Annotated in this window: 12 protein-coding genes; 2 read left to right on the top strand and 10 right to left on the bottom strand. The window is 31.6% G+C overall.

Annotated features, from left to right (window positions below; translation table 11 throughout):
• Positions 1–118: 118 nt before the first annotated feature.
• Together GWR14_RS21850 and GWR14_RS21855 are read left to right on the top strand one after the other, a co-directional pair.
• A complete protein-coding gene (locus GWR14_RS21850) occupies positions 119–2107 on the top strand; it encodes a DUF349 domain-containing protein (protein WP_163411272.1) in 1989 nt (662 codons plus the stop codon).
• 179 nt (positions 2108–2286) lie between these two features.
• Positions 2287–2703, top strand: a complete 417-nt coding sequence (locus tag GWR14_RS21855; protein ID WP_163411273.1) for an OsmC family protein — start codon at positions 2287–2289, stop codon at positions 2701–2703.
• A gap of 70 nt (positions 2704–2773) precedes the next feature.
• On the opposite strand, the gene GWR14_RS21860 is transcribed toward GWR14_RS21855, so the two are convergent.
• The 10 genes from GWR14_RS21860 to GWR14_RS21905 all read right to left on the bottom strand — a co-directional run bounded on the left by GWR14_RS21860 (position 2774) and on the right by GWR14_RS21905 (position 13071).
• Entirely contained in the window at positions 2774–3493 is a 720-nt protein-coding gene (locus GWR14_RS21860; protein WP_163411274.1) for a response regulator transcription factor, read from the bottom strand.
• Positions 3494–3496: 3 nt separating this feature from the next.
• Positions 3497–5083: a sensor histidine kinase gene (locus GWR14_RS21865; protein WP_163411275.1), complete on the bottom strand. Its 1587-nt coding sequence runs from the start codon at positions 5081–5083 to the stop codon at positions 3497–3499.
• Between the two features lie 59 nt (positions 5084–5142).
• Positions 5143–5739: a dephospho-CoA kinase gene (gene coaE, locus GWR14_RS21870; RefSeq protein WP_163411276.1), complete on the bottom strand. Its 597-nt coding sequence runs from the start codon at positions 5737–5739 to the stop codon at positions 5143–5145.
• A 1-nt stretch (position 5740) separates the two neighbouring features.
• On the bottom strand, positions 5741–6739 hold the full coding sequence (locus GWR14_RS21875; RefSeq protein WP_163411277.1) for a glycosyltransferase: 999 nt from the start codon (positions 6737–6739) through the stop codon (positions 5741–5743).
• A 123-nt stretch (positions 6740–6862) separates the two neighbouring features.
• Positions 6863–8053 (bottom strand): enoyl-ACP reductase FabV, encoded by a 1191-nt coding sequence (gene fabV, locus GWR14_RS21880; RefSeq protein WP_163411278.1) that lies wholly within the window; start codon positions 8051–8053, stop codon positions 6863–6865.
• A 105-nt stretch (positions 8054–8158) separates the two neighbouring features.
• Positions 8159–9811: a DNA repair protein RecN gene (recN, locus tag GWR14_RS21885; protein WP_163411279.1), complete on the bottom strand. Its 1653-nt coding sequence runs from the start codon at positions 9809–9811 to the stop codon at positions 8159–8161.
• A 41-nt stretch (positions 9812–9852) separates the two neighbouring features.
• Positions 9853–10737: a type IX secretion system protein PorD gene (gene porD / locus GWR14_RS21890; RefSeq protein WP_163411280.1), complete on the bottom strand. Its 885-nt coding sequence runs from the start codon at positions 10735–10737 to the stop codon at positions 9853–9855.
• Positions 10730–11941, bottom strand: a complete 1212-nt coding sequence (gene coaBC, locus GWR14_RS21895; protein WP_163411281.1) for a bifunctional phosphopantothenoylcysteine decarboxylase/phosphopantothenate--cysteine ligase CoaBC — start codon at positions 11939–11941, stop codon at positions 10730–10732. Before coaBC ends, porD begins: the two co-directional genes overlap by 8 nt.
• A gap of 9 nt (positions 11942–11950) precedes the next feature.
• Complete coding sequence (locus GWR14_RS21900; RefSeq protein ID WP_008463064.1) at positions 11951–12268, bottom strand: DNA-directed RNA polymerase subunit omega; 318 nt, start codon at positions 12266–12268, stop codon at positions 11951–11953.
• A gap of 8 nt (positions 12269–12276) precedes the next feature.
• Complete coding sequence (locus GWR14_RS21905; protein ID WP_163411282.1) at positions 12277–13071, bottom strand: outer membrane protein assembly factor BamD; 795 nt, start codon at positions 13069–13071, stop codon at positions 12277–12279.
• Positions 13072–13158: the final 87 nt, after the last annotated feature.

Here is a 13158-nt window from a genome sequence, read left to right on the forward strand (position 1 = left end):
CTTGAATAAACAAGAATTTCATAGTAAAACAACATATAAACAAACGAATTATTTTGTATTTAGAAACACCTTTACTATCTTTCGCTCTGTTTAAAATAAAAACCTTACACATTTAAAGATGTTAGAAGAAAAGAATGATAACCTGCAGGAAGCAGATGGAAAAACAGGAATCGAAATTAACGATTCTGTACAAAATGATGCAATTGAAACATCGAATTCTGAAACAGTATCAGAAAATGAAATTTCGCATAATGAAACTGTAAGTACTGAAGAAATTTTGGAAGATACCGATCATCAATCAGCATTGGATGCAATAACGAATTCTAATGCAGAAGAAAGTGAAGACGAAACGCTAAAAGAACGTCATGATATCCCTATGAAGGACTATCACACTTTTTCTCTGGATGAACTCGTTGATGAATTAAAAAAGCTTATAAACACAGACAAAATAATGTCTGTAAAAGATCATATCGAAGAAATTAAAAAATCTTTTTTACTTCAGTTTAATCATTTCATTGAAGAAAAAAAGGAAGAATTTAATGCTTCAAAACAAGACCCTAATGAAGAATTCGAGTACCATTCTCCATTAAAATCTAAATTTGATGAATATTATAATGTTTTTAGAGAAAAAAGAAATGCTCATTTTAAACATTTACAAACCAACTTAAAATCAAATTTAGAAAACAGGTTAACTATAGTTGAAGAACTAAAAGAGCTTATAAACCCTCAGGAAAACATAAAAGACATTCTTAAACATTTTAATGATTTAAGAGAAAGATGGAAAAATGCCGGGCCAATTCCGAAAGATAAATACAACCATGTCTGGAACAACTACCATTTCCATCTTGAAAATTTCTATGATTACCTGCATTTAGACCGCGAAGCCAGAGATTTAGACTTTAAGTACAATCTGGAGCAAAAACAAAAAATTATCACACGCGTTGAAGAATTGGCTAATGAGACCGATATCAGCAAAGCATTTCGTGAGCTTCAGGATTTACACAGAATCTGGAAAGAAGACATTGGACCTGTTTCAAAAGAACATCGTGATACGATTTGGAATAAATTTAGTGAGTTAACCAAAAAAATTCATGACAAAAGAGAACTTTTATTCGAAAGTCAAAGGGCTAACGAACAAAAAAATCTTGAAGCAAAGAAAGAAATAATTGCTAAAATTGAAGTTTTAGGTACTGAAAAAGTAAACTCACATCCGCAATGGCTTTTACAGATACAAAAAGTTGAAAGTCTAAGAAATGAGTTTTTTGCTGCAGGAAAAGTCCCAAATGAAGTAAACGAAGAAACCTGGGCTGCGTTTAAAAATGCTGTCAGAAACTTCAATTCTTTCAAAAATTCGTTTTACAAAGACATCAAAAAAGACCAAACCGATAATTTAAACAAAAAAATGGCTCTTGTTGCAAAAGCAAAAGAGTTACAGGAAAGTACAGACTTTAATGCTACTACTCCAATCATGAAGCAAATTCAGGAGGAATGGAAGCAAATTGGTCATGTACCTAAAAAATATTCGGATAAAATATGGAAGGAATTTAAAGATGCCTGCAATCATTATTTTGATAAGTTAAAGGAGCATAAATCTGAAGAAAACACAGAAGAAGTTGCCGCATTTGATAACAAAAAAGCATATTTAGACACTTTAAGAGCATTCGAACTTACCGGAGACCATAAAACAGATCTCGATGCGATTAAATTACACATTGAAACCTGGAAGGGATTTGGAAAAGTACCTTTTTCAAGACGTCATATAGAAGGTAAATTCAATAAAATATTAGACGCTCTTTTTGAAAAACTAAGTCTAAGCAAAAAAGACAGTGAAATGATGCGTTTTTCTAATAGAATTGATTCTTTATCAGAAAGCAACGATACTCGCAAGTTAGATAATGAAAAGATTTTCATCATGCGTAAAATCGAAGAAGTTCAAAATGAAATTTTTCAATTAGAAAATAATATTCAGTTCTTCACAAACACTAAAAATGCGAAAAAGGAAAATTCTATAGTTCTTGAAGTTCGTAAAAACATTGCCATTCACAAAGAAAGTCTGGAAGTTTGGAAAGATAAACTGAAACAATTGCGTAATTTAAGTCAGGAATAAGATTCCGTTTATAATTTTTAAAGGTGTAACGAGAGCTCTCTCATTACACCTTTTTTAATGCTTTTACTTTTCAGTAACAAATCAATAAAATAAAACTATAAAATATTGATTATATTTGAATTACACTTTGTTTCAAAAATTGCAATCAAATAATTTTATTAATTTTAATAACAACAAAAATGAAATTTACAAGAAAAGCTAATGCAAACTGGAAAGGAACCGGTATGGAAGGAACCGGAACTATAAGTACACAAAGTACAACCTTAAATAATGCCCAGTTATCCTTTAAAACAAGATTTGCCGAAGGAGTAGGAACCAATCCTGAAGAACTCATTGCTGCTGCCCATTCAGGCTGTTTTACAATGCAATTAAGTTTTCTGTTAAACGAAGAGGGATTTGTTGCCGATGATTTATCTACTGAGGCAACAGTTACTTTTGAAGATGGAAACATCACTTTAATTCATTTAGAACTTAAAGGAAAAGTACCAGCCATTACAGCAGAAAAATTTGCCGAAATTGCGACCAAAGCAAAAGAAATCTGTCCTATTTCAAAATTATTAAAAACTGAAATTACATTAGGCGTTAATTTACTTTAGAATTTAAGATTAACTTTTGTCCATAAAAAAAGCTCCGACAATTCGGAGCTTTTTTCTCATCTTAATATTTTTATTCAGATATCGCTTTACTTTTTACAACTAATCTGAATCCCTCGCCGTGGATATTTAAAATTTCTACATCTTCATCGGCTTTTAGATATTTTCTAAGTTTAGCGATGTAAACATCCATACTTCTTGAAGTAAAATAATTATCATCTCTCCAGATTTTTGTCAAGGCTAATTCTCTTGGCATTAAATCATTCTCATGTAAAATCAGCATTTTTAGCAATTCATTCTCTTTCGGAGATAATTTGATTGGTTCTTCATCTTGAAATGTTAAAAATCTCAATTTAGAATTTAAATGAAATTTACCAATATTGAATTCAAACTGAACTTGCTCTGCTTTTGTATCAGATGATTTTCTTTGAATAATAGCTTTAATTTTCATCAATAAAACTTCAGAATCAAAAGGTTTGTTCAGATAATCATCAGCACCTGCTTTATATCCTTTTAAAACATCCTCTTTCATTGATTTTGCCGTTAAAAAAATAATCGGGACTTCACTATTTTTCTCTCTGATTTCTTTTGCTAAAGTATACCCATCCTTATATGGCATCATCACATCCAAAATGCATAAATCATATACATCTTTTTTGAATTTTTCAAAACCTTCCATACCATTTTTTGCTAAAGTAACTTCAAAATCATTCAGCATCAAATAATCTTTAAGAACCGCACCAAAATTAAGGTCATCTTCTACTAAAAGTATTCTCTTATTAATATTTTCCATATTTTAATTTATTAGTGGTATTTTTATTATGAAGGTACTACCTTTTCCCTTTTCGCTTTCTACATAAACCTGACCATTATGGTCTTCTACAATTCTCTTTACATAAGCAAGACCCAAACCATGTCCTTTAACATTATGTAAATCACCAGTATGTTCCCTGTAAAATTTCTCAAACACTCTTTTTTGAGCTACTTTACTCATTCCTAAACCATTGTCTTTTATTTTCACAAGGATCATATCTTTGATATTCTCTGTAAAAACCTCTATTTCAGGAACATCAGGAGAATACTTTATGGCATTTTCCAGTATATTAACCAAAACATTTGTAAAATGCACCTCATTAACCAAACAGGTTGTTCTTGCTGCGTTATAATGTTTTACAATCGAACCCTTTTTATCTTCTAGAATCAAATTAACATGTTCTATAGCATCTTCAATAATATCGTGAATTACCGTTGGCTCTTTACTTATATCTAATTCTTTTTTCTCCAGTTTTGAAATTCGAAGAACGTTTTCAACCTGCGCATGCATCCTTTTATTTTCATCCCTAATCATTTGAAGATAACGATATACCTTCTCTTTGTCTTCTATAATTTTTGGATTTCGAATCGCATCAAGAGCCAAATTTATTGTTGCTATAGGAGTTTTAAACTCATGCGTCATATTATTAATAAAATCAGTTTTGATTTCTGATATTTGTTTTTGACGTATTAATTGATTTAAAGCACTTGTATAAGCAATTATTATAATTAGCGTAAAAACTATGGACAGTATAGTAATACTTACCAATTGTGATAACAAAAACTTCTTTTTGTGCGGAAAAGTAACTGAGAGCATATATTTACTATTCCCTTCATTATCAGCAAAAACCGGCACATTGTAAGTTGCATCTTTGTCATAATGAAACCCTTCTGATTTTATTTTTGTAGGGGCACTATTATTGTATATACCAAATTCAAATTTTGTTTTTACCTCGTGCTCCGTAAGTTCCTTTTTTAAGATACTTCTTAGCTTCTCATTTGAAATCCTTTCCTCTATAGGTAATGCCGAAGCATAATCTTTATATGAAATCTGTAACTGAGCTTTATTTAAAATATCTAAATTTCCGTCTATTTCTATTTTTTTATCCGGAATTGTGCTTTGATTTAAGACTGAATTATCAATAATATTATTATTGTTATAAATTTCAGTTAATCTTTTAGAACTAAAACTTTTAAATCCGTCTGAGCTAAACTTTTTATTAAAAAGTGCTCCATTGATATCATACTTTTCAGATGATATACTGTTTTTATAAACAATTGTTTTGTTTGTTTTGGTATTTCTCTGAACAAATAAAATTTCCAGCAGGTCTTCTTTTTGGGGTATTTTTCCTGTACTGTCTTTTATATGGTTAATTTTATCGTAAAAACTATATTCTTCCTGTTGCTCAAGTTTATCAGAAACATCACTAATTACCTGTGTTACGTGATATTTAAATTGCTCATCATTATTTTCGAACGAAGAATTGAACCAATATACCTGAACCAGAATTATCCCTATTAAGGACAAACTCATGAGCAAAACAAGTATTCTAAAAAATAATTTATTCATCGAGACAAAATTAATATTTTAACAATATACCAAATAATACATTAACCAAATATTAACATTTAAGACTGATTTTGTTTTATATTTAAAATTTTAAGAATTTTAACAACTTCTTCTTTTGATGTTTTAAGATTTTCATTGAAAATCACAAAATTACTCTTTGAAATACGCTCTTCATCTTTCCATTGCATTTTCATCCTGCTTAAAACCTGCTCTCTACTTGTTTTATCACGATTAATAACCCTTTCAATTCTTGTTTCTTCAGGCGCCGTAACTGTTATAACAATATCACAATCCTTGTATCTGCCACTTTCAAACAAAATAGCAGCTTCATAAATTACATAATCATAATTTTTATTTTTCTGAAGCCATGATTCAAAATCTTTTTTAACAGCCGGATGTATAATAGCATTTAACTGATTTAGTTTATCACTATTGTTAAAAACAATTTCGGCTAGTTTTGCTCTGTTCAGAACTTCATTTTCAAACAAAAACTCACCAAAAACTGCTTTAATTTGATCAACTATAGTTTTTGACTGCATTATTTTTCTGGCTTCATTGTCAGCAATGTAAACAGGCACTCCCATCTCTCCAAAAAAATCTGCAATGGTTGTTTTCCCGCTTCCTATCCCTCCTGTTAGACCAATAATTTTCGTCATACTATATTTTAAAAAACAAATTAGGGAAGGCTTTCTGTGGTGTTTTCTTTAAAAGAATAATTTTTATAAAAGATTCCAAAAAACCTGTTCCATAACCATAAAACTGTTTCCAGACAGCAATTACAGAAAAATACCCAATTTTAACGCTTTTATTTTGAATTGCAGATGTAAGAAAAACTATAACGAAATATACAAAATATATTTGTAATAATAAATCAAAATTAAAAATTAACAATAAAAAAGCTAATAATAAACCAAGTATAAAAAAGGTAGGAAAGAAAAACGTCAATTTATTATACTCCGGATACCAACTATTTAATATAGGTCTCGCTTTTCCAAATTTATTTACCTGTATCGAAAATTTCTCCCAATCGATTCTTCGTTTATGATAAACAAACGCATCAGGAAATAATCTCGTTTCAAAACCTAAATTCCATAATCTAATAGACAAATCCGGATCTTCTCCCGGATGAATATTCCCAAAACCATTTGACGCCTCAAAAGCTTTTTTCGAAATCCCCATATTAAAACTTCTTGGCTGAAATTTACTAATCTTCTCAGAGCCACCACGAATTCCTCCTGTAGTTAAAAAAGAAGTCATTGCAAAATTAATTGCCTTTTGAATATCCGAAAAACTATCTAAAGCTCTGTCAGGCCCACCAAAACAATCAACATACTCCCTGTCCAGCTCTTTTCTGACTTCTGTTAAATAATTAGAAGGAATTATACAATCAGAGTCAAAAATGAGAAAATAATTCCCTACCGCTTTTTGCATCCCAAAGTTTCTGGAATCTCCAGGACCTGAATTTTGTTTAAAATAATACGAAATATTAAGTTTCCCCTGATAGTTCATCACAACACTTTTACAGGGATTTGAAGAACCGTCTTCAACAAGAACAATTTCAAATGCTTCATTATAATCAGATTTTGATAAACTTTCCAAAAGTTCATCCACTTCATCCGGGCGATTATACACGGGTATAATTAAAGAAAAAACCATAGTAAAATAATGGAATTAGATGCAGATTTTATAATTTTCAAATTTTGCGCAAAGATATGTTATATTCATAAAAAAACCACCAACTTTAGGTTGATGGTTTTCATTTATAATCATTTAAATGAATTATTTGATACTTTCTACCTGAACCAATTCATTTGTTTCAGCTTTATAATCTATTCCTTCTAATTCAAAACCGAACAAATTAAGGAAATCATTTCTATAACCTACCAAATCTCCGATTTCCGGCAATGTTTCTGTAGTAGTTTCCAACCAAAGTTTAGCTACTTCTTCCTGAACATCCTCACGCATTTCCCAATCGTCAATTCTGATTCTTCCTTTATCATCTGTAAGCATTTCAGACCCGCTATACAATCTATCTTTAAACAAACGCTGAATCTGCTCAATACAGCCTTCGTGAATACCTTTTTCTTTCATTACTTTATATAAAAGAGAAATGTACAAAGGAACCACAGGAATAGCCGAACTTGATTGTGTTACCAATGCTTTATTAACAGAAACATAAGCCTTTCCTCCTATTGATTTTAAGCTATCAGCAATAGTAAAAGCTGTTGCCTCCAAATGGTCTTTTGCACGACCAATAGTTCCCTTACGGTAAACTGCTTCAGTTAATTCAGGTCCAATATATGAATACGCAATTGTTGTTGCACCATCAGCTAATAAATTTTCATTTTTTAAAGCCTCAATCCACATCGACCAGTCATCACCGCCCATTACTTCAACTGTATTAACAATATCTTCCTCATTAGCAGGAGCAATTGAAACTTCAGTTACTTTTCCTGTATGAAAATCAACAGTTTTATTAGTATATGTTTGTCCAATTGGTTTCAAAACAGAACGATGCGTAACTCCAGTTACAGGATTTGTACGTACCGGAGAAGCCAAACTGTAAATCACAAGATCTACTTGTCCTAAATCAGCTTTTATCAAATCTAAAGCCTCTCTTTTTACTTCATTTGAAAAAGCATCACCATTAATACTTTTTGCATATAACCCTGCTTTATGAGCTTCTGCCTCAAAAGCAGCTGAGTTGTACCAGCCTGGCGTAGCAGTTTTACCCTCAGCAGATGGTTTTTCAAAAAACACACCAATAGTTGCTGCATCAGATCCGAAGGCACTTGTAATTCTTGAAGCTAATCCAAAACCTGTTGAAGCACCAATAACCAATACTTTTTTAGCTCCTTCAATAGGCCCTTTTGATTTGATATATTCAATTTGATTTTTAACATTTTGCTCGCATCCTTTTGGGTGTGATGTCAAACAAATAAATCCTCTCATTCTAGGTTCTATAATCATACTGTCTTTGTTTTTCGTTAATTTCAGAATCGCCAGTTTGACAACCAATTAACTTATTTACGTTTGTTTAATTAATTTTTGAGATGACAAATATAAAGTATTTCTTTAGTTCAACAAGGCTTTAGCATGATTTAAAGCCGAATCGGACACTGTAGCTCCGGAGAGCATTTGGGCAATTTCTATAACCCTTTCATCCTGAGATAAAAGTTTTAACTCAGACTGTGTATCATCATTTGTTGTAGATTTGAATACCTTGAAATGGGAATCACCTTTTGCGGCAATCTGCGGCAAATGTGTAATAGCGAATATTTGCATTTTTGCACTCATCTCTTTCATAATTTCCCCCATTCTAATGGCAATTTCTCCGGAAACCCCTGTATCTATTTCATCAAAAATCAAAGTTGGCAATTTAGAATATTGTGCTAATATTGCTTTTACTGCCAGCATTATACGTGACATTTCACCCCCTGAAGCCACTTTTTTCAGTAGCCCGAAATCTGTTCCTTTATTAGCGGAAAACAAAAATTGCAATTCATCTTTTCCGTTTTGAAAATAAGTTTCAGAAGGAGTAAGCTCCATTTTAAACTGCACATTCGGCATTCCTAAAGTTTCTAATATCGAAATCAATTGTTTTGACAGAACCGGAATCGCTTGTTCCCTATTTGAATGAATTTTGACGGAAAGACTATCTAATTCTTCTGTTTTTAATTCAATTGATTTTGATAAAGCAGCTATTTCTTCTTCAATATTGCCTAATTCTAAAACAGAGTTTTCCAGATTTGTCTGTATCTGCAATAACTCCTCAACAGTTACTACCTGATGCTTCTTTTGCAAATTATAAATCATCTGCAGTTTTTGACTAGTCATCTCTAACTTTTCAGGATCGTTTAATACCTTTTCAGAAACGTTTTGTAATTCTTTCGAAACATCATCAAATTCGATAGCAACACTCGAAATTCTGTCAAATAAACTTTGATACTCAGACGAAAAAGCCGTTATTTTTTGCAATGCCGTCTTGATTTCGTTCAAATTATGAAAAACACCAAATTGCTCTTCATTTGCAATTGCCAGCGATTTATCAATTGATTCTTTTATAATCTCAACATTGTTTAGCTTTTCAAAATCATCTTCTAACTCTTCCTGTTCCCCTGATTTTAATTTTGCAGCCACCAGTTCATTCAATAAAAAAGTATTGTATTCCTGTTCTTTTCCAGCATCGCTTTGTTTTTTAAGCAAAGCGTTTAATTTTGATTTTTCTGATTTATATAATTTCAGTAATTTCTGATACGAATCTATAATCTCTGAATTTTGCGCAATCGCATCAATTATTTTAAACTGCACTCCTTCATCTGAAAGCTCCTGGGTTTGCTGCTGTGAATGGATATCGATCAAAAACAGACTTAGATCCTGCAACTCCTGAAGATTTACCGGACTGTCATTGATAAAAGCACGTGATTTACCCGAAGGAAGTATTTCTCGTCTGATAATTGTTTCATCTTCATAATCCAAATCATTTGCTTCAAAAAATGCTTTCAAATTATATTTTGAAATTTCAAACTGCACTTCAATTACACACTTTTCTTCTTTATTCTTAAGAGATGTCAAATCTGCCCTTTTTCCTAAAACCAATCCTAAAGCTCCTAAAATAATAGATTTTCCCGCCCCTGTTTCACCAGTGATTATAGAAAATCCTTTCGAAAAATCTATAGAAAGTTTTTCAATTAATGCATAATTTTTAATTGACAGCGAAGTAATCATATAGTATTAAAGTAAAATTATTGACGAAAAATAAAAAATAATTAATATTTAATCTGTGACCATTTTGTAGAGTTTAATGGTGAAACCCTGTTTAGATTATCCACCAAATCAGTAACAGTAATACTTGGCCCTCCTGAGAAAATTGATACAATCTCATCAGATTTTGCATCAAAAAATACCCTTGTTAAAAAAGCGTTTGGCTTAACTGAATTCAGTTTCCCTATTAACATTAGAGACGATTTTATTTTTTCTTTCGCCCCTTTTAAATCCTCACTCATTATATCTAAACCTGAAAAATAAAGAAAAGTAGTTTGTCTCAGATCAGAATAAACAGGAGCTGCCATATCGTTTATCAAAAAATAACGATTTTGAAGTCCATCAGCCTGAGTCCATCCTTTAGAACCTCCCTGCTGTGCTACATTGGCAACATTTTGGGCTGTTTCAAAATAAGGGTTACCTCCCGCAAACTGAAATGTATCAGCATCCATTCCTAAAATCATATAACTGTAAAAAGATATTACCGATACTAAATTAGACTCAAACGTAGTTGGATTGTACAATAAAGGCTCAAATTCTGTATACCTGAAATTAAAATCTTTATCATTAAAATTAAAAACAGGCGATGAATAGGTTGAATTATAAATTAATCTCGAAGACTGTACTTGTATTGTCCCTGAAAACTGGTCTGAGTTATGAGACATAAGCGTAATATACATAGAACAGTTAATTCGCTCATTTTGTTTTAAAACTGCACCCATCCAATCCGTTTTATTTACAAATTCAGATAAAGAAGCCTGAAGTGTTTTATAAACCTGCAGATTTGGATTTGGCAATCTTTCCGTATTTATAGTAACCGTACAATTTAACTGTTGTGCCTGCCCAAAACTAAAAAACAAAAACGCTAAAAAAGTAACTAATTTATACATAAAAATGCCCTATAACTTTGTTTAAAATATCTACTGCAACAGATTCTTTTGATTTTAAATCCATCGGTTCAATTTTAAATTCCTTATCTATAAAAGTAACTTTATTTGTCGGCTGCTGAAAACCTGCCCCTTTATCTTGTAAAGAATTTAAAACAATCAAATCTAAGTTTTTTTTCTGGATTTTCAACTTGGCATTTTCAATTTCGTTTTCAGTTTCCAAAGCAAAACCAATTAAAAACTGATTTTTTTTAATTCTACCTAACGAGAATAAAATGTCTTTTGTTTTTTCGAGTTCTATTGAAAACTCATCAGCTGCCTTCTTAATTTTCTGAACAGCAATTACTTTTGGTTTATAATCTGCTACAGCAGCTGCTGCAATAGCAACATCTACATCATTAAAATATAAATGACAGGCATCATACATTTCCTGTGCTGAAACTACATTAACAACCTCAATCAGGGAGTTTTCAATACTTAAATTTGTAGGCCCTGAAACCAAAACAACAGAAGCCCCCAGATTAGCTGCTGCTTTTGCAATATCAAATCCCATTTTTCCTGAAGAATGATTTCCTATAAAACGTACAGGATCTATCGCTTCGTATGTTGGTCCGGCAGTTATTAGTATTTTTTTTCCTTTTAAAGGCAATTTACTTTCCAGATCAGCTTCTAAAAAAGCAACTATATTTTCAGGTTCTGCCATTCTTCCTTCACCTGACAAACCACTTGCCAGTTCACCTTTTTCAGCGGGAATCATTACATTTCCAAATTGCTTTAAAGCATTAAAACTGGATAAAGTAGAAGGATGTTTATACATGTCCAAATCCATTGCCGGAGCAAAATAAACAGGACATTTAGCCGATAAATAAGTAGCAATTAAAAGATTATCACTATTTCCTGTTACCATTTTAGACAACGTGTTGGCAGTAGCAGGAGCAATTAACATAAGATCAGCCCAAAGAGCCAGATCAACATGATTGTTCCAGACAGCATCCTGGTCGTCTTCATTAAAAAAACTGGAGTGTACAGGATTTTTTGATAACGTAGATAACGTAAGTGGAGTTACAAAATCCTTAGAAGCAGGTGTCATGATCACCTGGACATGTGCACCTGCTTTTATAAAGAGTCGTACTAATGAGGCTGTTTTATAGGCTGCAATTCCACCGGAAACACCCAGTAAAATTTTCTTCCCGTTTAAAACTGACATTGTACTGTATTATTTGTTTGAGCTTCTGTGGTATGTTTTACCGTCTAACCATTCCTGAACAGCTAAAGCGTGTGGTTTAGGCAATTTTTCGTAAAATTTAGAAACCTCAATTTGTTCTTTATTTTCAAAAACTTCTTCAAGACTGTCATTATAAGTCGCAAACTCTTCTAATTTCTCAGTTAATTCTTTTTTAATTTCAGAATTAATCTGGTTCGCTCTTTTAGCCATAATAGTGATTGCTTCATACACATTTCCTGTTGGCTCTTCAATAACTGTTTTATTGTAAGTTATTGTATTTACAGGAGCATTCGTCTTTTTTAAATCCATGACTTTATTTATTTAGTAAATTTTTGTAAATCTGTTTCAACTCTGGCATTCATTTCATCTGCCTGTTTTTTGTATTTTGTGTCGCTTTTAAACTTCAGCAAGTTATTATAAGCCACTTTTGCAACATTTAAACGTTCTTCCATTTTTTGAGGAATACTGTTTATTGCCAATTGATATGCTGAATCATATTTGTAAAACAATGCATCTTCTTTAAAAGGAGTTCCCGGATAGTCTGCAATAAAATTATCGAAAGCAATCAATGCTGATTTATAATCTGAAATGGTATTATAACCTTTGGCATTCTCATATGCTTTTTTCTCTAACTTACCATTTAGAATCTTTACAGCTTCATTTGCCTGAGCAATGTATTCCGAGTTTGGATAATTATCAATAAAAGCTTGTAATTTATCTAATGCCTTAACTGTATCTGTTTGATCCAGACTATAAACCGGAGCTAATTTTGAATAGCTGTAAGCTCCCAAAAAAGCAGCTTCCTGAACTTTTTCACTTCGCGGATAACCAGAAACAAAACTTTCAAACTGATAACCTGCTAAATAATACTGTTTTGTTTTATAGTATGACTGAGAAAACATATAAAACAGTTTTTCTGCCTGAGGTTTTCCTCTGTATGTAGGGGCTAATTGTTCAAAAAGCCTAATTGCCTTATTATATTTACCTGCATCATACATTTTTGTTGCAATTTCAAACTTTGCGGCAACATCTTCATTTTTTAATGCTTTTTGGTAATCACTACAGGAACAAAAAAGGGCAACAACAATTAACAGCGATACTATTTTTTTCATTTTCTTACTTTTATTATGATTTCTTAGACAATTATGCCAAAGCAAAATCACACCGAAGATTCGGTGGCAAATTTAGTTATTAATTTA

It is taken from the genome of Flavobacterium ajazii (assembly GCF_010614725.1).
GTDB classification, from domain to species: domain Bacteria; phylum Bacteroidota; class Bacteroidia; order Flavobacteriales; family Flavobacteriaceae; genus Flavobacterium; species Flavobacterium ajazii.